A 23,761-nucleotide genomic window follows, 5' to 3' on the forward strand; every position below is an offset into this window, starting at 1 on the left:
CAGAATAACACCCTATATAATAGAAGGAAAAATTCAAGAGGTGAGAAGATGAACGAAGAAAAGTGGCATAAATTTCCCGATAAATATCACTTATCTCGCAAAGAGTCCGTGTATTTATTGAAGAAAAACATTGTGGAACTGGTGTATAATGCGGGGAAATTTGAAGGACTAAATACAACACTATTACAAACAGAAGAGATTATTAAGTATAATCGGGCTAACAACGTGGCTGTAGATGATGTCCTGACCGTCGTTAACTTAAAAAGAGGCTTTGAAATGCTTTTAAATGACATACAGGAGCCCCTGTTAGAGACAAGTAAGCGGATTAATCGGATCGTTGCAGCGGAAGATGCGCTTTTTCCTGGTGAAATACGAACCGGTGGAGTAGAAGTATCGACCATTCAAGGAAGGTATGTTCCTCCAATGTTAACTGAAGATGAGGTAAAGAATCAATATGACAAGATAATGAATCAAGAGATATCAGAGACAGAAAAGGCATTGCGACTGTTTCTATTCATTTCGAAAAATCAAATATTTTGGGACGGTAATAAGAGAACTGCGTTATTAACTGCTAATCAGATTATGTTTAGCCAAGGTTTGGGATTGTTGTCCATTCCTGAAACAAAATTTGTAAGGTTTAATGAACTTCTGTCTAATTACTATAATTCGAGTGACATAATTCATCTATATGATATCACTGAATTTATGTATCAAAATTGTATCTTCGGAATAAATTATTAGAACATTTTAACACTATATGTTGTGTCTTTTTAAACGAGAAAACAATATATAGTGTTTTTTTAGGGTTAGATATAGTATAATTAAACTAAATAAGCTTAAATTTGAGGTGTAGTAAAATGTCCTATAGTAAAAATCAAACATTAAATGAGATTTTGAAAAAAATAGATTTAACGAAGACTCAACGTGAAAGAGCAAAGGAACTTTACACTAATTTATGTAAATCAATAGAACAGAAGTCTGGACTTAAAATTAATTTTTATTCTCAGGGATCCTTTGCGACTAAGACAGCTATTAGACCATTTGATAATGATAAAGACAAATCCTACGATGTTGATGTTATTTGTGAAGTTCAAAATTTAGATAAAAATATTTCTCCAGAAGATCTTATGAATACTTTTGAGGTAGCGTTGAAGAAAGGTGGATATCATAACTATAAGCGCTGGGACAAATGTTTTACAGTAAATTATGCTGAGAATGACGATGTTGATTTTTCAATTGATATCATTCCTGCTGTTTCAGAATCTAGGGAAACAATAAGTAAAATTGAGAGAGAAACAAAAAGAGTGGATCTCGTAGGAACTTCTATTGCTATACCCGATGTTTCCCAAAAAAGAATTGGCTGGATATCAAATAATCCCAATGGATATAAACAATGGTTTCGAGAACAAACAGAAACATACGAAAGAAACTATTCTGATATGGCTGGGAGAAGTTTGGTAGCTTCTATCGAGGAATTACCGGAGGATAGTGCTTCCAATATGATGAGGAACGTCATTAAAATTTTAAAGAGATTGAGAGATGTATATTTTTCAAGATCTAGAGCAGAAGGAAAACCATCTTCGATTGTCATAACTACTATTGTTGCTAGAATAGCAAACAAGTATACTTTTTCTTCGGATGAATTTACTTTATTAAAGCAAGTAGTAGGGGAACTTAAGCAGCTTGAGGGATTTACTAAAGGAAAAACTATAGAATCAAGTTTGGACAATGGGTACAGAATTGCTGAAATAATATCATTAGAGGGAAAAAATTGGTCTCTTAAGAATCCAGCAAACGGCTTAGATAATATTTTAAGTTCTTGGAATGAAAATAGCAATGCTGCTAAGAATTTTTTTAAATGGGTTAATGATTTGGACAACATGATTAACAATCAGGGGTCAATGGAAATGAGTGACAGTTTAAAAAGAGAATTGCTTTATAATTCTTTTAATTTAAGGGATACCAATGTTACAGAGGCAGTTTATAAAGTTAATCCTCTAAAAATAAGTCCTTGGAGCAGGTAATGAAGTTAACTAAGGAATATATATACGAACAAATTCAAAAAATGCCAAGAATTGAATTGATAAATTTTAAGGAAGAAAAACAACATATTGAATTTATTTTATCTATATGTTGCACTAGTCAAATAAACGATGCGAAGTTTCTATTAAATTATAAAATTGCAGTTTTAATCCCAAATGATTATCCTCATACCTTGCCTAAATGCTATGAATATGGTGAAAAAAAAATAATTTCATACCACCATTTATTCTCCGACTCTAACAATTCATTTTGTTTAGGAACAGAAATGGATTTAAGGTTAAGACTAATTCCTGATTATAGTTTAAGTATATATTTTGCTATGATTTTGGATTTTTTAACTATTTATGAATATTTTACTAGGTATGGTATTATGCCTTTGGTGGAAAGAAGCCATGGTGATATTGGGATCTTAGAAAGCTATCAGAATATATTTTCCGTCCATAATTTAACTGTCATTGTAGGTTTATTAGCTTTAATCCCAGTAAAAAATAAGGACAAAAACTTAAAATGTCCTTGCGGATCAAATAAAAAGTTTAAGTATTGTCATTATAATATACTAAAGAAGCTGTCAGCTTCTCGCTTATTATTTGAACAGTCAAAGAAAGATTTAGAGCTGTTAATGAAGGTAAGGGGACAGATATGAATTCAATCTATTTTAGACAAAATAGTGATGCCGCATTGCGATGCCAAGTAGCAGCAAGAATCTGTTATAACAAAGCAGAAATATTAGACAATTTATATTGGATAGGGTTAATTGTTACAATAGGCATCAAATTTTTGTGGCCTGACTCGTTCTTTACAGATTTATTATTGATCATATGGTTCTTATTAACTTTCCTATTAGATAACTATATTGCTAAGTATACTGCTGCAGGGGCAACATTCAAACAAGTTTTTGATGAATATGTATTTGGATGGACTGATGAGATCACAGAAAAAACATTCACGGATACTGAAAAAATAAGAATAAGAAATAAAGAAAAATTTGAAATACAAATGAAAAATACTGGTAATGAAAATCCAAGAGGAGTTAAGAATTGGTATGAAGTTGTTAATGAGGAAACTGAAGAACAAGAAGCAATAAAAAATGCAATGTTAGAAAGTATTAATTATGACAAACACATAAATTCAAAATTAGTCGGTATATTTGTGGTTATTTTTATTATTTCGCTATTTGTTTTTAAGGACTTGTCGATAAGCGAATACTTGAAGACGTTATTCCTTCTGATGTCTAGCTTAACAAAAAAAATAATCATAACCATACAAAAACTATTTAGAAATAATGAGTTAAACAAGGCCTTGAATATCAGGATTAGTTCGTCTAAGAGTGAAGAGGATTTGAAAGAGTCGCAAAATCTAATGTATATGAAAAGACAAATTTCCGGAGTTAGCCCATCGTGGATTTATTTTCTAACTAAATCAAACATAACCAAAATTATAAATGAACGATTTACGTTTAAATAATTGAAAAATCCATTAAATTTAGCTATCACTTTCTAAGGAGTGATAGCTAAATTATTAACAACTAAGTTACCGCTTACACTTTAAGGTTTTTAATATTTTCGGTTGTCAAATTAAGCTAGACAAATCATCTTTACCTACGTAACTCAAAAATACTTCCAATGGTGTGCGATAGTGTAATGATTTTCTAGGAATATGATTTCGTTTTGATGCACCGATTGGATAAAGGTTTCGGATACCTCATTAAAATCCATAGCTTTATATAAGCCATCTTTACGTAATAAGCCATTCGAATGTTCATTTAGTCCTCGTTGAGAAGGTGTTCCTGGATCAGCGAAATAAATCGAAATATCATTGCTATTACTAATCTTTTTCCAATTCGAGAACTCTTTTCCACAATCAAATGTGATGGATTTAAACAAGTGTTTCGGTACAGATTGAAACCATTGATTCAGTCTATTCTCAATATCTATAGCTTGCCTACCAGCGGGTTTCAAGGTGATGATCACTTTAGATAATCGCTCAACTAACGTGATCACCGCACTTTTATGTTTTCCACCGACAATGGTGTCACCTTCTAGGTGACCAAACTCATGATTGAACTCTATATAATCAGTTGTTCTATCCTGAATCGAACGGCGAAAAGTTTGTTTTCCTCTTTTTTCCTTATGTCCGCTTGGTTTTCTTTTCCCTTTCATTGTATTAATTGTCAAATTAAGTTAGACAATTAATACAATATAAAAGAAATGAAAAAGAAAAAATTATTATGGATATGTTTGGTATTTTTATTGATAATTGGTGGAATTGAAATACTTACTACATGTAGATTAGAAATAAATCAGTTTAAACATTTGCTAGTTAATTTTTAAGAATACTAGCCCAAATCATTCTATCGATACCTTTATATCTCGGAATGATTGAAATTGGCTATTGCTTACTGATTTTTACCAAAAAAACAAGTATCACTATTGTTGCCTATATTGTTGGAATGCTGTTTATTCCATCCTTTACTCACCAAATTCATCAATTTTTCCCAAGAGCAGAATTGTTGAAGTTGTGTGATCCGTTATATGCATTTTTGATGCTTTCGCGATTTTGGGAATTTCCCGTTGGTTATGTAGGAATGGTTTTACTGGTATAGTTAATATTAGATATACTTATTTTAGCAGTAAGTATACGCAGATATACCTTAGTCGATGTGATCTAACTGTTATATTACCCTATACGGTCAAACGAAAAGATAAAAAATTAAATTCCCTGTTGATTGCGCTATCATAATGTGCTATTATTGGATTACAGCAAAATAACGTTATTGGCATGTTACTGATTATGCAGGCAAGACCAAGACAAACTAACACTTCAATGTTGATTGGGGCGTGGTTTGACTTGGTCTTTTTTACTGCTTTAAGGAGAGAGAATAATGGATTACAGAGAAGTAGGAAGAAATGTATTGCAACAGGTTGGGGGAAAAGAAAATGTGGTCAGCTTAACCCATTGTGCCACCAGACTGCGTTTTGAACTCAAAGATAAAAGGAAAGCCGATACGAAAGCCTTAGAAAAAACACTTGGTGTAATTAGTGTGGTGGATAGCGGTGGACAATACCAAGTGGTGATTGGCAATGAAGTCCAAACAGCCTTCAAGGAAATTCAAAAGGAAGTGGGAACTTCAATTAAAAAGGGCCCCTCTTCAGACAATCAAGAAAGTATTATTTCAAGATTGATTAGTGTCATTTCTACCACCTTTACACCGATGATTCCAGCTATAACAGGTGCCGGGATGGTAAAAGCCATTTTGGCCGTCTTGACTTTGACTGGTGTACTATCAGACAGTAGTCAAACTTACATCATTTTGAATACTATTGCTGATGCAGCCTTTTATTTTATGCCAGTACTCTTAGCCTATGGGGCAGCCATAAAGTTTGATGTCAACCCAATTTTGGCGATTACTGTTGCTGGCATTTTGCTTCATCCAAATATTTCACAGCTTTTTTCTACTGGTGATGCCGTTTCTTTTCTAGGAATTCCGGTATTAGCTGCAGATTATGCGGGATCAGTTTTACCGATTATCTTTACTGTTTGGATCATGTCCTATGTAGAGCCCTTTGCGGATCGAATTTCGCCTTCGTTTATTAAATTCTTTACTAAGCCGATGCTGGTATTTTTAATTATGGGGCCTTTAGCGTTGGTTGTCATTGGACCGTTTGGAACGTTGCTGAACGATCTTATAGCAATGGGGGCTGAATGGATTAACGGCAAAGCAGCTTGGTTAATTCCATTTTTGATGGGTGGTTTGCAGCCATTTTTGGTGGTTACGGGTACAGCTTGGGCAATGACGCCAATCGCTACTATGCAATTGAGCAGTACGGGTTCTGAAATGATCAATGGGCCAGGAATGCTGGCTTCTAATATTGCTCAATCAGGTGCTACCTTTGCTGTAGCCGCGAAAACTAAAAACAAAGAGTTGAAGCAGCTAGCTGTGTCCACTGGGATCACTGCTTTAATGGGAATTACTGAGCCTTCACTCTATGGAGTAACCTTGAAGCTGAAAAAACCATTAGTTGCTTCCATGATTGGTGGTGCAATTGCTGGTTTGTATGCTGGCTTGAGCGGTTTAGTCAGATATGCCTTTGTTTCCCCTGGCTTAGCAGCCTTACCAGCCTTTATTGGAGAAAATCCAATGAATATTGTTCACGCAATTATTACGTGTGTAATCGCCTTTGTTGCAACCTTTATCATTGCTTATCTAATTGGATTTGACGATACTTCTGATGAATCAGAGCAAACGGCAATAGCCGAAGCAGTCATTGTTGAAAATCCGGTAAAAGGAACCGTGTGTCCTATTTCTGAAGTGAACGATGCTGTCTTTTCTAAGGGACTATTGGGAAAGGGCGTAGCCATTCATCCAGAAGAAAACAGCATTTATTCACCTGTTGAGGGAGAAATCATTACTATTTTAGAATCTAAACATGCGATTGGTCTACGTTCTAAAGAAGGTATTGAATTATTGATCCATGTGGGGATCGACACCGTGAATTTAAAAGGGGAACCCTTTGAAGTATTTGTAAAAGCAGGAGATCAGGTGTCAGCAGGACAATTATTAATCAACGCCGATTTCGCTGCCATTAGAAACGCTGGCTACGATGATACAGTGATTGTGGTAGTGACCAACAGTGAAAATTACGCAGGAATTAGTGAAGCAAGCGGAAGCTTAAAGGAACACGAACCATTGATGCAAATTAGTTAAGGAGAGGATTTTTTTGCAATACAAACAGCTTTCAGCATTTCCAGAGAAGTTTTTATGGGGTGCCTCCATTAGTGCCTACCAGGCAGAGGGTGCCTATCAGGAGGATGGGAAACAACCGTCTATTATTGACAAGTATCAGCATACAGAAGGGGTAGCTAATTTTGAAGTTGCCTCGGATTTTTACCATCACTATAAAGAAGATATACAGCTGTTTAAAGAATTAGGCTTAAAAGCTTTTCGCTTTTCCATCGCTTGGACGCGAATTATGGATATTGAAAATAATAAAACCAATCAAAAGGGAATTTCTTTTTATCATCAAGTAATTGATGAATGCCTGAATCAGGGAATCGAACCGATTGTCACCATGTACCATTTCGATTTACCTTATTTTCTAGAGGAGCAGGGCGGTTGGTTAAATCGAGCAACTATCGATTATTTTGTGGACTATGTACAGATATTGCTTACTGAGTATGGTGACAAGGTGAACTATTGGCTGACAATTAATGAGCAAAACACGATGATCCTTCATCCTGGAGCGATTGGTTTGCCACCAAGTGGAGAGCTGCCTTCAAAAAAAGAACTCTTTCAAATTAATCACCATGTTTTATTAGCTCAAGCTAGAGTAATTCACTTGTATCATCAGTTGAATCTTAAAGGAAAAATCGGTCCAGCAATCAATTTAACGGCTATGTATCAAGCTACCTCCAGTCCAGAAGATGCAATTGCAGCCCATAATTGGGAAACATTGAGAGGCTGGTCTTTCTTAGATGCAGCAGTTCGGGGAAAATACAATTATTTGTTTGAAAACTATTTGAATGATCGTGGATTATATCCTAAAATTGAGGCAGAGGATCAGGCAATTTTATCCTCCGGTAAACCCGATTTTATTGCGATTAATTATTATTCAACTGCCACCATCGCTGCCAGCAAAAATGACGGATCAGATGTTTCCGCTAGAGCGGGGGATCAACAGATCATGTTGGGAGAAGAAGGTGTCTACCGGGCAGCTGAAAATCCTTATGTAGATAAAACGCCATATGGCTGGGTAGTTGACCCTACTGGACTACGATTAACATTGAGGAAATTGTACGATCGCTATGATTTACCTATTTTAATTACTGAAAATGGCTATGGGGCACCCGACATAGTTGAGGAAGATAGACGAATTAATGACCAGGATCGAATTGATTATCTAGCCAAACATATTCTGGCTATTCAAGCAGCTTTAACAGATGGTGTAGATGTTTTTGGTTATTTACCTTGGTCAGCGATTGATGTTGTTAGTACCCATCAAGGCTTCAATAAGCGTTATGGTTTTATATATGTTGACCGAACCGATGAGAATCTTAAAGAATTAAAACGAATAAAAAAAGAAAGCTTCTTTTGGTATCAAAAAGTAATCGCAAGAAATGGCTTAGCTTAGAGAGAACGGTGAATCTAATGAGAGTAATTAAAACGTTAAACAACAGTTTAATTCTTTGCTTAGATAAGCAAGGCAAAGAAGTAATTTTGATGGGGAAAGGGATTGGATTTCAACTAAAGAAAGGCGATTTGGTTCCGGCTGACAAAATCCAAAAAGTATTTAAATTAGATTCACTTTCTGATGCTCTAAAAAAGGATTACATTAAACTGTTTGAGGCTGCTCCGGATGATCTAATTATTTGCGTCAAGCGAATTATCGATTATGCCAACGCCAAGTTTGACTTTAAGCTGAATAAAAGTCTATTTTTTACCTTGGTTGATCACTTGAAGCATGCCATTGAACGCAGTCAAAAAGGCATTGTTTTTCAAAATCGCCTGCTGATTGAAATTCAAAAGTATTATCCAAAAGAATTTGAGATCGGCTGCTATGCTATCCAATTGATCAACAAAAAAATGAATGTTCAGTTGCCAGAAGAGGAGGCTGGAAACATTGCGTTTCACATTGTAAATGCCCAAAGTGAACAAGCAAATATGGAAGAAACCATGCTCTCGGTAAGAGCACTAAAGGATATCTTGGCTATGCTAGGATATCTGTTTCCCGAAAAAAAGGTTGATAAAGATTCGATGCTTTACTTAAGATTTGTGACGCATTTACAGTTTTTTATTGCCCGAATGATTAAGAAGGAAGAGTTGCCGGGGAAGGATGATTTTTTGCTGGCTTCAGTGAAGCAGCGTTTTCCGAAAGAGTATCGGGCGGCCTTGAAAATCAAGGAGTACGTTCAAGAAGAGATAGGTGCCTCAGCAAATCAGGACGAACTGCTTTATCTAACACTGCATATTTCAAGGGTGTACTGAATGAAGAAAATATCGGCTGCACAATAGGTTCTGTTGCAAAGTTTTCTGATAAACTGATTTTAAGGTAAAATGAATGGAAAAGATAGCTTGGAGGAATGACGATGAGTCATTTTAAAGGAAAGCAATTTCAGCAGGATGTGATTATTGTAGCCGTAGGCTACTACCTTCGGTATAATCTTAGCTATCGTGACGTCCAAGAAATCCTATATGACCGTGGCATTAACGTTTCTCACACCACCATCTACCGCTGGGTACAGGAATATGGCAAACTACTTTACACTATTTGGAAAAAGAAAAATAAACAATCCTTCTATTCGTGGAAGATGGATGAGACCTATATTAAAATCAAAGGGAAATGGCATTATTTGTATCGAGCCATCGATGCAGATGGTTTAACCTTGGATATTTGGTTACGTAAAAAACGGGACACACAAGCAGCCTATGCTTTTCTTAAGCGGTTAGTGAAGCAGTTTGATGAACCGAAGGTTCTAGTCACAGATAAAGCCCCCTCTATTACAAGTGCCTTTAAGAAACTAAAAGAATACGGCTTTTATCAAGGGACAGAACATCGTACCATTAAATACCTGAATAATTTGATTGAACAAGACCATCGTCCAGTAAAGAGACGCAATAAATTCTATCGAAGTTTACGCACTGCCTCTACCACGATTAAAGGCATGGAAGCCATCCGAGGATTATATAAGAAAAACCGAAAAGAAGGCACTCTCTTCGGGTTTTCGGTCTGTACTGAAATCAAGGTATTATTGGGAATCCCAGCTTAAATCATAGATACCGTAAGGGATTTTATTCTTTATTTAAAACTTTGCAACAGAACCTGCCATTATATTACCTCCATTTTTTTACTAGGGACAATACTATTAAGCCTCAAGTATATTTTAATCTAAAAAGCTTTAAAATACTAATGTTTTCTTAAAATAATTTAAATATAAATATTAGTTTACATAAGATATATTATGCAAAGATTTAGATGTTAAACAGCTTAAAATCAAACTGTTATATACGTGCTAAATATTTATGTTAACTATAACCTTATTGGTTCTGTTGCAAAGTTTTAAATCTACTATCAAATAAGGTAGAATAATAGAAAAAGATAGCAGGAGGAATGACGATGAATCCTTTTAAAGGAAAGCAATTTCAGCAGGATGTGATTATTGTAGCCGTGGGCTACTATCTTCGTTATAACCTTAGCTATCGTGAAGTTCAAGAAATCTTATATGATCGTGGCATTAACGTTTCTCATACGACGATTTATCGTTGGGTGCAAGAATATGGCAAACTACTCTATCAAATTTGGAAAAAGAAAAATAAAAAATCCTTTTATTCATGGAAAATGGATGAAACGTACATCAAAATTAAAGGAAAATGGCATTATTTGTATCGAGCCATCGATGCAGATGGTTTAACCTTGGATATTTGGTTACGTAAAAAACGGGACACACAAGCAGCCTATGCTTTTCTTAAGCGGTTAGTGAAGCAGTTTGATGAACCGAAGGTTGTAGTCACAGATAAAGCCCCCTCTATTACAAGTGCCTTTAAGAAACTAAAAGAATACGGCTTTTATCAAGGGACAGAACATCGTACCATTAAATACCTGAATAATTTGATTGAACAAGACCATCGTCCAGTAAAGAGACGCAATAAATTCTATCGAAGTTTACGCACTGCCTCTACCACGATTAAAGGCATGGAAGCCATTCGAGGATTACATAAGAAAACCCGAAAAGAAGGCACTCTCTTCGGGTTTTCGGTCTGTACTGAAATCAAGGTATTATTGGGAATCCCAGCTTAAATCATAGATACCGTAAGGGATTTTATTCTTTATTTAAAACTGTGCAACAGAACCGAAAATTTTAAAGCTAAAAATCAGTGGTTGGGAAAAGGTAATTTGCCTAAAAGTGGTAATATCATCTTTTTTGACTGGGATGGTGATTCTGTTAGCGACCATGTAGGAATTGTTGAGAAAGTAGAAAATAACATTGTTTACACAATTGAAGGTAATTCAGGAGACAAAATTGCTAAACTAAGTTATGAAAAAAACAGTCCTTATATCATGGGATATGGGACACCATAATCAAATTCTTTGATACATTAAAATACAATCTTCATGAAATAAAATAAAAAAGCTCTTATCTCCACAAATATGTTAGAGGTAAGAGCTAATTCTAATAACTGTCTTTTAATTATTAACTTCTTAATCCCTTTCCTTTATCTACTAAATAATAACAAATTGCATAAAGAACGATGATAAAAAGGATTAATATTGTAATTGAAACCATAATTGGTACATCTGTCGTTCCAAGAAATCCATAACGAAATCCTGAAATCATATAAACAATTGGATTAATTTTCGATACTGCCTGCCAGAATGGCGGCAACATTGAAATGGCGTAAAATACACCACCTAAATAAGTTAATGGCTGTAAAACAAATGTTGGTACAATTGAAACATCATCATAAGATTGTGCAAAAACACCATTAATTAAGCCTGCTAATGAAAATAAAATTGCAGTCATCAATAATGTAATCACCACAATAAACCATGAATAAACATGAAGTGGAACAAAAAATAGAGAAATGACTGTAACCAATGTCCCAACTAAGATACTCCTACCCAGTCCACCAATAACAAATCCCCAAATAATAACATGTGTGGGTACAGGTGCAACTAATAGCTCTTCAATATTCTTTTGGAATTTTTGAGAAAAGAAAGATGAAGAAACATTTGCGTAAGAACTTGTGATTGCAGACATCATAATTAAACCTGGTACAATAAATTCCATATAGGAGAAGCCGCCCATATCACCAATACGACCACCAATCATTTTTCCAAAAATAACAAAATATAATGAGGTCGTAATAACAGGAGGCACTAAAGTTTGTACCCATATCCGTAGGTAACGGTTGGTTTCCTTAACTGCTAAGCTTTTAAGTGCTGTAAAGTAGATACTAAACATTTTTCTCCTCCTTTTGATGTTTGTCTTCGGTAATTTTTAAGAACAACTCTTCCAATCTATTTGATTTATTGCGCATAGAAAGAACCTTGATATTTTGCTGATTGAGCTGCTCAAAAATATTATTAACTCCCTGATTTCGTTCAACTTCTATAGCAAGTGTTAGATCATCTTCAAAAAAGTGCTTATAACCTTTTATCACAGGCTTTTTGTCGTAGCTATCTAAATCAAAAATGAAAGTCTCATATTGTAGTTTTGATAGAAGTGCTTTCATACTTGTATTCTCAATTAGCTCACCTGATTGAATAATTCCAATGTTACGACAAAGCATCTCTGCTTCTTCTAAATAATGAGTTGTAAGAATGATTGTTGTGCCACTTTCATTTAACTCTTTTAAAAATGCCCACATTTCTCTTCTAAGCTCAATGTCCACTCCAGCAGTTGGTTCATCAAGAATTAGCAGACGTGGCTCGTGCATTAATGCTCGAGCTATCATAAGTCTTCGTTTCATCCCTCCAGATAACATACGGGCACGAACGTTTCTTTTCTCCCATAAATTGGACTGCTTCAAATACTTTTCACTACGTTTCAGTGCCTCTTTTCTTGAGACACCATAATATCCTGCTTGATTTACTACAATTTGTTGAACCGTTTCAAACGGATTAAAATTAAATTCCTGCGGCACAAGACCAATCTGTTGCTTTGCTCGCTCTAAATCATTATCAATATCATAATCAAAAACCTTCACTTGACCAGCAGTCTTATTAACAAGTGAGGTAATAATTCCAATTGTTGTTGATTTTCCAGCACCGTTTGGACCTAGCAGTGCGTAAAAATCTCCTTCTTCTACAGTTAAATCAATACCACGCAGCGCCTCAACACCGGTCGCATATACTTTTTTTAAGCCTTTTAAATCTAGTGCATAGCTTATTTACTCATTACCTCCTTACTTATATTTCTTTTGTCAAAAAACAAATGCAGTCAAGGTGCAACTGCATTTGCGACAAACTATTTTTTGTCTTCTTTAGCTTTAGATTCTCTTTTTTTAGCTAAAACATATAGAACCACAACAATTATAACAAAATTTACAAATATACCAACATTTATTTGATAGTTTAATAGTTTGGCAGCGAGGAAAGCTCCCAAGATACCAGCAAGTCTTGCCAACGCTCTTTTTTCTTCTGTCATCTATTTAATCCCTTCATCATTAAATCAGTTAGAGGCGAGCATTTGGGCAATTATCTGGTAATTTTTATTTCCTCCAGATAAATTATAGACTTCTTTAAATCCTTCGTTTAACAGGATATTTTGAGCAGCATTTCCAGTTACGCCCTTATTACAATACGTGATTGTTGTTACATTTTTATCTAGCTCCGCCACTCTATCACGTATTTCTGCTAATGGAATATGGATAGCCCCTTTAACACAAGAAATTTCATATTGTTTTTTGGAACGAGTATCAATAATTTGCAGTTGTTCTCCACTTGCTTGTCGCTCAATCAATTCAGTTGGGGTCATTAAAGGTGTTCCATTGCTTATTGCATTATCTAACGCCATTCCAGTATAAAGAACGGGGTCTTTCGTTGTCGCAAATGGTGGTGCATAAGCAAGATCTAAATGGAACAAATCTTCTGCTACTGCACCAAATGAAATTGCAGTGGCAATTACGTCAATTCGTTTATCTACACCTTGCTCTCCAATAATCTGAGCTCCAAGAATTCTCCCGCTACTTTTATCTGCTAAAGCTTTGATTGTCAGCTCTTTTCCACCTAAGTAGTCCGCATGATCTGGCTTAATATTATAAAGAATAGCTGTCTCTAATCCTTCTAATTTAGCTTCTTTTTCTGTTAAACCAGTATATGCAACCGCTAAATCAAAAACTCGAACAATACCAGTTCCTAAAATACCACGATGTTCCAGTGTTCCTCCTGTGATGATATCACCAGCAATTCTACCCATCTTATTAGCAGTTGATCCAAGTGGGCGATATATTGGTTTATCTGTAATGACAGAATAGCTCTCAGCAACATCTCCTACCGCATAAATATGTGGTACCGTTGTCTGCATTTTCTTATTCACTTTAATCGCACCAGATTTTCCCAATTGAATAGTTGTCGATTGAATAAGTGAAGTATTCGGAGTAACACCAGCTGCAAGAATGACTAAATCCGATTTGATTGTTTGCTCTTGATTGGTTGCTAATTCAGTAATGTAGCCATCCTTCTCCATTACTTTTGTGATCGTTGTATTCAATTGAAGCTTAACATGATTTTTTTCAAGCTCCTTTTGGACACGATAAGCCATATCAGCATCCATTTGTTTCATGACTTGATTGCCACGTTGAATAATAGTTACCTCTATTCCTTTATGAACCAATTGCTCTGCCATTTCTAATCCAATAAAGCCTGCACCAATAATTGTGGCTTGTTGCGGCTTTTCTTTTTCAATAAATGAGTGAATTGCAGCAGCATCTTGAATATTACGAACACGAAAAAGATTTCTATTGGCTTGTTGTGCTTTAAAAATCTCTGGCACAATCGGTTTGGCTCCTGTTGCTAAAACCAATTCATCATAGGATTCGGTTTTCTTCTCCTTTGTTTGAAGATTCTCAACCTCAAGCGTTCGAGTTTCAGGATGAATAGCTGTCACTCGATGCTCTGTAAAAATATCTACATTATAGCGCTTCTTAAACCATGCAGCATTTCTAGGGGTCAACTTATCTAACTCTTCAACTTCCTCCCCTATATAATAAGGAATCCCACAAATTGAATAGGAAATATCCTTATCTTGGTCATAGACAACAATCTCTGCTTCCTCTGTATTTCGTCTAGCCTTTGCAGCCACACTTGTCCCAGCTGCTACTGAACCAATAATCACAATTTTCATAAAGATGCCTCATTCCTTTTTTAAGTTTGCTTAAAATATTTTTGCTTAAATTTCAATGCTACATTTACTAAACCAATCAAAACCGGAACTTCCACTAGTGGACCAATTACTGCTGCAAAGGCTTCCCCTGAATTAATACCAAATACGCCAACTGCTACCGCAATTGCTAATTCAAAATTATTGCTCGCTGCGGTAAACGATAATGAAGCTGCAATTGGATAACTGGTTCCCATACGTTTAGAAATAAAGAATGAAACAAAGAACATAAGGACAAAATAAATGAGTAATGGAATGGCAATCCTTACTACATCCATTGGAAGTTCAATGACTTTTTCTCCTTTAACGGAGAACATCACAACAATTGTAAATAATAAGGCAACCAATGTAATTGGACTAATCTTAGGAATGAATTTTTCTTCATACCATTTCTTTCCTTTTTTCTTTATTAGAATCCAACGAGATAAAAAGCCTGCAATGAAAGGAATACCTAAATAAATGAAAACACTTGTTGCAATCTCACCCATTCCAATTGAAACAGCATGCGTTTCTAAGCCTAACCATCCCGGAATAACTGTCACAAAAATATAGGCAAACACTGAATAAAAGATAATTTGAAAAATGGAATTGAACGCCACTAATCCTGCCGTATACTCATTGTCCGCTTGAGCTAAGTTACTCCACACAATCACCATTGCAATACAACGAGCCAGACCAATCATAATTAACCCTACCATATACTCAGGATAATCATGTAAAAAGACAACAGCTAAAATAAACATTAAAATGGGACCGACAATCCAGTTTTGGAAAAGTGATAATAATAAAACCTTCCAATCTTTAAAGACACGCCACATCTCTTCATATTTCACCTTAGCTAACGGTGGATACATCATTAATATCAAGCCTATCGCAATAGGTATAGAAGTTGTTCCAACTTCCAGTTTATTTATTCCTGTCACAACCTCTGGTACAAAATAACCTAATCCAATCCCAAAACCCATTGCAAGAAAAATCCAGAGGGTTAAATAACGATCTAATAATGATAATTTTTTTGTTACACCTGCCACAATCAACATCTCCAAGTAATAAATTTAGTCTTCTTAAACTAGCTTCTTAACGATTGAGGTAACTCATTTTTTTGAAACCATCCAACTGTACTATTCGCAACTTTAACTAATAGCAACATGACTGGTACTTCAACTAATACGCCCACTACTGTTGCTAATGTTGCCCCTGACTGTAAACCAAATAGTGAGATGGCTACTGCTACAGATAATTCAAAGAAATTACTAGCTCCAACCATGCCTGCCGGAGCAGCAATCGAATGAGGCAACTTCCAAAAGCGCGCCCATGTATACGCAATAGCAAAAATCAATAGTGTTTGAATGGTTAGCGGAATTGCAATTAAAAGAATGTGCAGTGGATTATTCAAGATTCTTTCACCTTGGAAAGAAAAAATAATCACTAGCGTTAAAAGCAACCCAATAATTGTAACCTTATCAAATTTCTTTAGAAAGACTGTTTCAAAATAATGAAGTCCTTTATTTTTTATAATGACTGTTCGAGTGACAACACCTAAAAGAAGTGGAATCACTACGAATAAAACAGTCGATAAGATCAACGTATTAATTGGAACAGCTACATTTCCAACACCTAATAAAATAGCAACGATTGGCGCATACAACACTAAAATAATTAAATCATTAATCGCAACTTGAACCAATGTATAAGCTGGATCTCCTTTAGTTAAGTAACTCCAAACAAAGACCATTGCAGTACAAGGTGCCGCACCTAACAATACAGCTCCTGCGACATATTCTTTGGCTAAATCATTTGGGATAATCCCTTTAAATACAACGAAAAAGAAAAAAGCTGAAATGGCGTACATTGTAAATGGTTTAATTAACCAATTCACTGTACAGGTTACAATCAGACCTTTAGGTTTCTTAGCTGCATTAACAATACTAGTAAAATCTATTTTCAACATCATCGGATAGATCATCAACCAAATTAAGATTGCTGTTGGAATAGATACTTGATAATACTCGAATTTCCCTAAAGTTGCTGGAACAGCTGGCAAATATTTCCCAATTAAAACACCCGTAACCATACACAAAGCCACCCAAAGCGTTAAATATTTTTCAAATATTCCCAATCCTTTTTGTTCTTCTTTTTCCATCATCATCTTCCTCCATCATAAAATTCAAATAAGTGCATGATAGATAGAAAAATTTCTATCTATCAATAAAAAAAATAAAATGCTTCTAATTCAATATATTGTGTAGTGCTTCTCCAGAGATTTCTTCTGCATGCCATTCTACAACCCCATAATGATTATTAGATAATTCTGCTACTTTATCAATCCATGTATTTTCATTTTGTGCTCGGGCTAGTAACATTGGATTTGTTGTACCACTTGTTAACATACTGTTATTCACGACCCACCATGTATGAGCAATGCCTGCTCGATCCAAGTCTTCCTGTAGTCGCATAGATTCATAAACAGGTGTTGTTTCAGGTAAAGTGACCATGACCACTTCGGTTTCTTTTCCATCTTGCAAACGAGGTAAGAGACGTTTCACTGATTCTGGTACTTCACCAGATGTCCGCTCTACTTCTTTATGGTAGCTTTGGGTAGAATCAAGTAATAGTAATGTATGTCCTGTTGGTGCGGTATCAATAACTACCACATCACAATCGGCATCATCCACAATCTCTGCAAAAGCTCTGAATACAGCGATTTCTTGTGTACAAGGCGAACGTAAATCTTCTTCTACATAAGCAACATCATCTGGTGACATCGTTTCACGAGCCTTGCTTAATACTTCTTCTGTATAATCTGCTAATTCCTTGTCCTCATCGATATGACTCACCTTGATTTGATCGGATTCAGAAATCACAAATTGTAAATGAGCAGCTGGATCGGTTGTAGCCAAATGAACTTTCTTGCCTTTATCTGCTAAACCAGTGGCAATTGCCGCAGCAATAGTCGTTTTCCCAACGCCACCTTTACCCATTGTAAAAATCACTTTTTTACCAGATTGATGCAACTCATTCACGATGTCTTTCAATCTAGGAAATGCTCTTGGTGTGACTATTTCAGTTAAAAATTCACCTTGATTGGATTTCAACAATTGGCGTAGATTTTCAACACCAGTCACATTGTAAGAACGTAAAGGAATACTGTACTCAGGAAAAGCTTTCAAACTCTCTGGCATTTGTGCCAACGCTTCTTGTTGTCCATCATAAATCAATTGAGATACTTTATCTGTTGCTTCCTCTAAGACGCCATTCACTAATAAGACTTGATTTTCAATGCCTATCTCTTGTAATTCTTTAGAAGCTCGATCTGCTTCTAAAAGTGGTGCCTTTTGTGGTCTTGTTACAAGCATTAAAGTTGTTTTTGCTCCATCAGCTAATGTGGCTACAGCATGCTCATAAATTTCCTTTTTATCACCTAAACCAGATAATTGACCTAAGCAAGAGGCTCCTGTTGTATTTTCATCCATAAAATTACTCCATGCAGATGGTAACTGTAACATTCTTAACGTGTGACCTGTTGGGGCAGTATCAAAAATAATATAATCATACTTTTTCTCTGCTTCTGGATCAGTTAAAAAACCAGAAAATTCATTAAATGCAGCAATCTCTACTGTACAAGAACCAGATAATTGTTCCTCCATATTCGCTAAAGCAGAATCAGGTAGTTTCCCTCTAAATGGTCCTACAACACTTTCTTTATAGTCATCAGCTGCTGTTACAGGATCAAAATTTGCTACAGTTAATCCCGGAACTTCTGGAATTTCTTTCCCTTTATTTGTTAATTCTGTTTGAAAAACATCTTGTAAATTACTTGCTGGATCGGTACTGACTAACATAACTTTTTTCCCACTATCTGCTAAATAAGTAGCAGTGCCACAAGCAGTCGTTGTTTTACCAACACCTCCCTTTCCTGTAAAAAATAGATACTTTGTTAATGGTAGCTGATCTGGTTGGTACAATTTCATGTTTGGTTTCCTCCTTTAAATTTAACATCATCATTCTAAGCAGTTGTTACTTTCTTTGTAGCTGTTACTCTCCCTTTAACCTCACAAGAACATGCAGCATTATCAATCGTATGACAAATACAGTCATCTGTGTTTTGAATGATTGTTTGAATGACACCAGATAATACTTTCATATTCTCCGCATTCAATGAATAATTGTGCCATGTCCCTGATTTTCTGGCTTGAACAATCCCTGCATTCATTAACACTTTCATGTGATGGGAAAGTGTTGGTTGTGTAAATTCAAAATGCTCTAATAAATCACATGCACAACGCTCACCACAAGAGAGCATATCCACAATTTGAACCCTTTTTGGGTCTCCTAATGCTTTAAAAACTTTTGCTGTTAATTCATAATCCATCTTTCATCCCACCATACATAGAAGTTCTTCTATATATAATATAGATGTTCATCTATCTATTGTCAATAGATTCTGTCTCACTTAATAAAAAAGCCTATGAGAATCTCTTCTCATAGGCATTAGTTTCTTCGTTTTAGCAACATCCAGATGATGGAGAGCAGCAACTATTTGATTGTTCTTCTTTCTTATCCTCTGAGAAATTAACACCAGTATAGACACTAAACTCCTCATTTGACGGATAACCAGCCATTTTCACAATTTCACCATCTAATAAAACAACTGGTAGTATGTCGGCTCCTTTAGACTGTAACAACTCTCCAATTTTTTCATTTTCTACGAATGCCGCAGGATTACCTGTTAAATTAAAACGCTCTACTTCTACACCATCGGCTTTTTCCAATGTTTGAATAATAGAGGAAACTCGAAGCAATTCCGTATCTACTCCGGGACCACAAACTCCTGTGTCACAACACATTGCTGGTTCGTACAACGATACTTTACTCATTTTACATAACTCCTTCTTTTTGTTTTGTATTCAATATCTGATGTATTAATTCTTGAAATTCTTCAATGTTCTCTGTTACCAGAGAATAATATTGCCATTTGCCTTCTTTACGTGCGGTTACTACTCCCGCCTCAATCAAAACCTTCATATGATGTGATAGTGTCGGCTGAGTAAAATCAAAATTATTCAAAATATCACATGCACACTTTTCACCAGTTGAAATCATATCTAATATTTGAAGTCTATTAGGCTCTGCAATTGCCTTCATAATTTTTGATAATCCTAAATAATCCATATTCTCACCTCCACATAGATATTCATCTATATTTAATATAGAACTTTATCTATGTTTTGTCAATGAGTAGTTATATTCGGTTCTGTTGCAAAGTTTTAAATCTACTATCAAATAAGGTAGAATAATAGAAAAAGATAGCAGGAGAAATGACGATGAATCATTTTAAAGGAAAGCAATTTCAGCAGGATGTGATTATTGTAGCCGTGGGCTACTATCTTCGTTATAACCTTAGCTATCGTGAAGTTCAAGAAATCTTATATGATCGTGGCATTAACGTTTCTCATACGACGATTTATCGTTGGGTGCAAGAATATGGCAAACTACTCTATCAAATTTGGAAAAAGAAAAATAAAAAATCCTTTTATTCATGGAAAATGGATGAAACGTACATCAAAATTAAAGGAAAATGGCATTATTTGTATCGAGCCATCGATGCAGATGGTTTAACCTTGGATATTTGGTTACGTAAAAAACGGGACACACAAGCAGCCTATGCTTTTCTTAAGCGGTTAGTGAAGCAGTTTGATGAACCGAAGGTTGTAGTCACAGATAAAGCCCCCTCTATTACAAGTGCCTTTAAGAAACTAAAAGAATACGGCTTTTATCAAGGGACAGAACATCGTACCATTAAGTACCTGAATAATTTGATTGAACAAGACCATCGTCCAGTAAAGAGACGCAATAAATTCTATCGAAGTTTACGCACTGCCTCTACCACGATTAAAGGCATGGAAGACATTCTAGGATTATATAAGAAAACCCGAAAAGAAGGCACTCTCTTCGGGTTTTCGGTCTGTACTGAAATCAAGGTATTATTGGGAATCCCAGCTTAAATCATAGATACCGTAAGGGATTTTATTCTTTATTTAAAACTTTGCAACAGAACCGTTCAGGGCGTATGGCGACACAAAACGAAAAAATGGTTTCAATAGATATGCTTTTGAAAAAAGCACTCCATACTCTTGTCTTTTAAGGAAAAACGATTGCGATTATAGGAGTTTTTCTTTTCCCTGCTTTTGTTATTATTCTCTCTTTTCATCAGTAAATGAAAGTCGCTGATAAAAAAAATCAGGACATTTACTCCTTGTCCCCCTTCACAAAACGAACACTTGTTCTTATAATGGTTCTAAAGGAGTGATTATCCATGAAATATTTGAATGACGAATATCAAGACCGGGGTATGAAAAAATGGGCGGGCTTTTTCTTATCTGAACACACAGCTGAACAGGAAAAAATTCAAAAAGGATTGGCTCACATCAATTCCCCAAAGCCCCAAATGTCCGAACAAGAGATTGGCGAGGTGCTTCAAGTGGCTAGATTAAAAAATAAGTCCGTTGCCATCCAAATCGAGGCCATCGATAACGAAGGAAATTATTACGATTAATATGCCACTGATGACGGTGATTTGATTTTTCTTTCCTAAAATACACCTTTGCATGATTTTTTCCTCCTGTTTGTTGTTTGTAATGTAAGTCTACTGGATTGAATCAGATTAAGAATTGATCCTCATCAAGAAGTGGTTTTCCTTCGAAAATAGTTTTTCACTGCGCGGTCTTTTTTGTTTTACTCTTTCGTATAACTCTATGATAGCTCCTTTATTGTTTTTAATAATTGATGACAATCAAGTTTGAATAAACGATTTTTAGCATGTATTTAAAATAGATAAAGCTGATAATTTCTGTTCAGAAATTATCAGCTTTTTTGACGATTTAGGCTTTCGCCAAGGGTAAGCTTCATTCCCTACAGATACAAATTTAAAAAGCTGTAGATATTCGCTCACCCTTTCAGCTAATATCATGATGCAGTCTAATAAGCACCACTTAATTCCGCTTTTGTTTTTTCGGACCCTAACAACCGCAAGCCGTTTAAGATGACGAGGATTGTGGAGCCCTCATGGAATAGTACTGCTAAAGGAAGTCCCAGAACGCCGAACATATTTAAAGTAATCAAGCTGACAATAACAGCGATGGAGAAAATGACATTTTGAATAATGATTTTATTTAATTTCTTGCTTAGCTGATAGCTATAAAACAATTTAGACAAATCATTCTTCACTACAACGACATCAGAGGATTCCATTGCGACTGACGAGCCACTTCCCATCGCAATTCCGATATCTGCATTCGCTAGCGCGGGCGCATCATTGATCCCATCGCCAATCATCCCAACAACTTCTTCTTTTCCTTGGCTTTTTAAGACAAAATCTATTTTATCTTCCGGTAACATGGAAGAAATATAGTCATCTACCTTTACTTCCTTTGCAACCTGTGCCGCAACCTTTTCGTTATCTCCCGTTAAAAGATAAACCTTGATGCCCTCTTTTTGGAAATCCGCAACCGTACTCGCTGACTGCGGACGAATTCGATCCCGGAGTGAGAAGTAACCGACGACTTCATTTCCCTTCGCTACAAATATGGTCGTATCGCCTTTTTCCAGTAGCTTTTCAAACTGATCAAATTTATCATATTGCTTAAATGCATCCGGTTTTCCAACTAGGATTGCCCCTTTTTTAATTCCCGAACCAGCAATTTCTTCAATCGATTCCGCTTGATTCACTTGTGCTAAGTTAATCTCTTTAAAGGCAGAAACAATTGCTCTTCCGATTGGGTGACTGGATTGTTGCTCCATATAAATGACTTCTTTTAACAGCTCTTGGTCCAAATGATAATCGACCACTTGGAAGTCGCCATACGTCAATGTTCCGGTCTTATCTGTATACAAAATATTCATTGTACTTAACGCTTCCATTGCGGCTCCACCTTTAAATAAGATACCGTTTTTGGCTCCATTACTTATCGCGCTTAACGTAGCCGGTGTAGCTGATGCCATCAATGCACATGGACTAGCCACTGTTAAAAGTACCATTCCACGATAAAATGCTTCTTCTAATGGTAGGCTTAGGAAATAATATAGAAAGAAGATGAAAATAGGTATGATAATTAAAACGCCAATCACGTACTTACTTTCAATACGGTCTATAAACTTTGCGATTCGAGAAGGTTTGTTTTGTGCTTCTTCAACCATCCGGATAATATTGGAAAACATGGTTTGATTCAGTGTCTTGTTTACTTCTATATGAAAAACATTTCCTTCATTAATCGTTCCGGCAAAAACTTCCTCCTTTAACTCTTTTTCTACTGGGACAGACTCACCCGTTAAAGCCGCTTCATTCACGATTGCATTTCGGTCGATCAAGCCATCAATAGGGATTTGACCACCTTTCGATACCACGACAATGTCCCCAATAACTAACTCTTTCGTAGGGGTAACCACTACATCCCCATTTTCTTTTAGCACTTGGGCTGTGTCGGGTACTTGCGCCATTAATTCTGAAATCGCGCTGGTGGATTTGTTCGTTGCATAATCTTCCAAAACTTCTGCAGCAGCAAAAATCAATAGCAACGCCGCTCCTTCAGACTCAAAATCAATGATTACTGCACCAACTGCTGCCAAAACCATTAATAGGTCGACATTTGGTGAGCGATCTTTAATCGTTTCAACAACAGCATGTTTTGCCGCATAGAAGCCTAAAAAGAAAATTGAAATATAAAATAGTATGGAACTGTATGCATCATTTAGTGGGATAAAGATAAACCCTAAGATTGTAAATAAAACACCGACAACTAAAAATTGTCCTTGCCTACTTTTTGTTAGATACTCAACCATTTCT

23 protein-coding genes and 1 pseudogene are annotated in these 23,761 nt (G+C 35.7%); 12 read left to right on the plus strand and 12 right to left on the minus strand.

Annotation, left to right across the window (positions count from 1 at the left end; all coding sequences use genetic code 11):
• Nucleotides 1-48: 48 nt before the first annotated feature.
• The 4 genes from IGI69_RS16915 to IGI69_RS16930 all read left to right on the plus strand — a co-directional run bounded on the left by IGI69_RS16915 (nucleotide 49) and on the right by IGI69_RS16930 (nucleotide 3,507).
• Nucleotides 49-741 carry a Fic family protein gene (locus tag IGI69_RS16915; protein ID WP_438741582.1) on the plus strand — a complete coding sequence of 231 codons (693 nt, stop codon included), beginning with the start codon at nucleotides 49-51 and terminating at the stop codon, nucleotides 739-741.
• Between the two features lie 116 nt (nucleotides 742-857).
• A complete protein-coding gene (locus IGI69_RS16920) occupies nucleotides 858-2,024 on the plus strand; it encodes a nucleotidyltransferase domain-containing protein (protein WP_311948925.1) in 1,167 nt (388 codons plus the stop codon).
• Nucleotides 2,024-2,686, plus strand: a complete 663-nt coding sequence (locus IGI69_RS16925; RefSeq protein WP_438741584.1) for an SEC-C metal-binding domain-containing protein — start codon at nucleotides 2,024-2,026, stop codon at nucleotides 2,684-2,686. The genes IGI69_RS16920 and IGI69_RS16925 overlap by 1 nt, the downstream gene beginning before the upstream one ends.
• Nucleotides 2,683-3,507: an S-4TM family putative pore-forming effector gene (locus IGI69_RS16930; protein ID WP_438741586.1), complete on the plus strand. Its 825-nt coding sequence runs from the start codon at nucleotides 2,683-2,685 to the stop codon at nucleotides 3,505-3,507. The genes IGI69_RS16925 and IGI69_RS16930 overlap by 4 nt, the downstream gene beginning before the upstream one ends.
• A gap of 105 nt (nucleotides 3,508-3,612) precedes the next feature.
• Here IGI69_RS16930 and IGI69_RS16935 read toward each other — a convergent pair.
• Nucleotides 3,613-4,202 (minus strand): annotated as a pseudogene (locus IGI69_RS16935) (IS30 family transposase); the annotation flags it as partial.
• 722 nt (nucleotides 4,203-4,924) lie between these two features.
• Here IGI69_RS16935 and IGI69_RS16940 point away from each other — a divergent pair.
• From IGI69_RS16940 to IGI69_RS16965, 6 genes are all read left to right on the plus strand, one after another.
• The gene (locus IGI69_RS16940; protein ID WP_438741588.1) at nucleotides 4,925-6,748 is read left to right on the plus strand and encodes a beta-glucoside-specific PTS transporter subunit IIABC; all 1,824 of its coding nucleotides are present in this window, start codon (nucleotides 4,925-4,927) and stop codon (nucleotides 6,746-6,748) included.
• Nucleotides 6,749-6,761: 13 nt separating this feature from the next.
• On the plus strand, nucleotides 6,762-8,171 hold the full coding sequence (locus IGI69_RS16945) for a glycoside hydrolase family 1 protein (RefSeq protein ID WP_438741590.1): 1,410 nt from the start codon (nucleotides 6,762-6,764) through the stop codon (nucleotides 8,169-8,171).
• A 17-nt stretch (nucleotides 8,172-8,188) separates the two neighbouring features.
• The gene (locus IGI69_RS16950; RefSeq protein ID WP_438741592.1) at nucleotides 8,189-9,025 is read left to right on the plus strand and encodes a PRD domain-containing protein; all 837 of its coding nucleotides are present in this window, start codon (nucleotides 8,189-8,191) and stop codon (nucleotides 9,023-9,025) included.
• A gap of 101 nt (nucleotides 9,026-9,126) precedes the next feature.
• Nucleotides 9,127-9,807, plus strand: a complete 681-nt coding sequence (locus tag IGI69_RS16955) for an IS6 family transposase (protein WP_438741594.1) — start codon at nucleotides 9,127-9,129, stop codon at nucleotides 9,805-9,807.
• 347 nt (nucleotides 9,808-10,154) lie between these two features.
• A complete protein-coding gene (locus tag IGI69_RS16960) occupies nucleotides 10,155-10,835 on the plus strand; it encodes an IS6-like element IS1216 family transposase (protein WP_185953094.1) in 681 nt (226 codons plus the stop codon).
• Between the two features lie 39 nt (nucleotides 10,836-10,874).
• The gene (locus tag IGI69_RS16965) at nucleotides 10,875-11,117 is read left to right on the plus strand and encodes a CHAP domain-containing protein (protein WP_104872791.1); all 243 of its coding nucleotides are present in this window, start codon (nucleotides 10,875-10,877) and stop codon (nucleotides 11,115-11,117) included.
• 112 nt (nucleotides 11,118-11,229) lie between these two features.
• On the opposite strand, the gene IGI69_RS16970 is transcribed toward IGI69_RS16965, so the two are convergent.
• The 10 genes from IGI69_RS16970 to IGI69_RS17015 all read right to left on the minus strand — a co-directional run bounded on the left by IGI69_RS16970 (nucleotide 11,230) and on the right by IGI69_RS17015 (nucleotide 20,091).
• Complete coding sequence (locus tag IGI69_RS16970) at nucleotides 11,230-12,000, minus strand: ABC transporter permease (protein WP_002415744.1); 771 nt, start codon at nucleotides 11,998-12,000, stop codon at nucleotides 11,230-11,232.
• A complete protein-coding gene (locus IGI69_RS16975) occupies nucleotides 11,993-12,928 on the minus strand; it encodes an ABC transporter ATP-binding protein (RefSeq protein WP_002372158.1) in 936 nt (311 codons plus the stop codon). Before IGI69_RS16975 ends, IGI69_RS16970 begins: the two co-directional genes overlap by 8 nt.
• A 77-nt stretch (nucleotides 12,929-13,005) precedes the next feature.
• Nucleotides 13,006-13,185 (minus strand): hypothetical protein, encoded by a 180-nt coding sequence (locus tag IGI69_RS16980; RefSeq protein WP_002333374.1) that lies wholly within the window; start codon nucleotides 13,183-13,185, stop codon nucleotides 13,006-13,008.
• A gap of 24 nt (nucleotides 13,186-13,209) precedes the next feature.
• Nucleotides 13,210-14,883: an FAD-dependent oxidoreductase gene (locus IGI69_RS16985; protein ID WP_002333375.1), complete on the minus strand. Its 1,674-nt coding sequence runs from the start codon at nucleotides 14,881-14,883 to the stop codon at nucleotides 13,210-13,212.
• 20 nt (nucleotides 14,884-14,903) lie between these two features.
• Nucleotides 14,904-15,959 (minus strand): arsenite efflux transporter membrane subunit ArsB, encoded by a 1,056-nt coding sequence (gene arsB / locus IGI69_RS16990; RefSeq protein WP_003744449.1) that lies wholly within the window; start codon nucleotides 15,957-15,959, stop codon nucleotides 14,904-14,906.
• 29 nt (nucleotides 15,960-15,988) lie between these two features.
• Nucleotides 15,989-17,068, minus strand: a complete 1,080-nt coding sequence (gene arsB, locus IGI69_RS16995; RefSeq protein WP_221180421.1) for an ACR3 family arsenite efflux transporter — start codon at nucleotides 17,066-17,068, stop codon at nucleotides 15,989-15,991.
• A gap of 79 nt (nucleotides 17,069-17,147) precedes the next feature.
• Nucleotides 17,148-18,890: an arsenite efflux transporter ATPase subunit ArsA gene (gene arsA, locus IGI69_RS17000; protein ID WP_002409705.1), complete on the minus strand. Its 1,743-nt coding sequence runs from the start codon at nucleotides 18,888-18,890 to the stop codon at nucleotides 17,148-17,150.
• Nucleotides 18,891-18,925: 35 nt separating this feature from the next.
• Nucleotides 18,926-19,291 carry an As(III)-sensing metalloregulatory transcriptional repressor ArsR gene (gene arsR, locus IGI69_RS17005; protein WP_002367032.1) on the minus strand — a complete coding sequence of 122 codons (366 nt, stop codon included), beginning with the start codon at nucleotides 19,289-19,291 and terminating at the stop codon, nucleotides 18,926-18,928.
• Nucleotides 19,292-19,424: 133 nt separating this feature from the next.
• A complete protein-coding gene (gene arsD / locus IGI69_RS17010; RefSeq protein ID WP_000049327.1) occupies nucleotides 19,425-19,796 on the minus strand; it encodes an arsenite efflux transporter metallochaperone ArsD in 372 nt (123 codons plus the stop codon).
• A 1-nt stretch (nucleotide 19,797) separates the two neighbouring features.
• On the minus strand, nucleotides 19,798-20,091 hold the full coding sequence (locus tag IGI69_RS17015) for an ArsR/SmtB family transcription factor (protein ID WP_104872790.1): 294 nt from the start codon (nucleotides 20,089-20,091) through the stop codon (nucleotides 19,798-19,800).
• A gap of 152 nt (nucleotides 20,092-20,243) precedes the next feature.
• Here IGI69_RS17015 and IGI69_RS17020 point away from each other — a divergent pair, with 152 nt between their 5' ends.
• A complete protein-coding gene (locus tag IGI69_RS17020; protein WP_053111891.1) occupies nucleotides 20,244-20,924 on the plus strand; it encodes an IS6-like element IS1216 family transposase in 681 nt (226 codons plus the stop codon).
• 311 nt (nucleotides 20,925-21,235) lie between these two features.
• Entirely contained in the window at nucleotides 21,236-21,475 is a 240-nt protein-coding gene (locus tag IGI69_RS17025; RefSeq protein ID WP_002316697.1) for a hypothetical protein, read from the plus strand.
• 422 nt (nucleotides 21,476-21,897) lie between these two features.
• Here IGI69_RS17025 and IGI69_RS17030 read toward each other — a convergent pair whose 3' ends face one another.
• Complete coding sequence (locus IGI69_RS17030; RefSeq protein WP_002337545.1) at nucleotides 21,898-23,757, minus strand: heavy metal translocating P-type ATPase; 1,860 nt, start codon at nucleotides 23,755-23,757, stop codon at nucleotides 21,898-21,900.
• Nucleotides 23,758-23,761: the final 4 nt, after the last annotated feature.

The sequence above is a fragment of the Enterococcus sp. DIV1083b genome, assembly GCF_051713705.1.
Taxonomy (GTDB): Bacteria; Bacillota; Bacilli; order Lactobacillales; family Enterococcaceae; genus Enterococcus_D; species Enterococcus_D casseliflavus.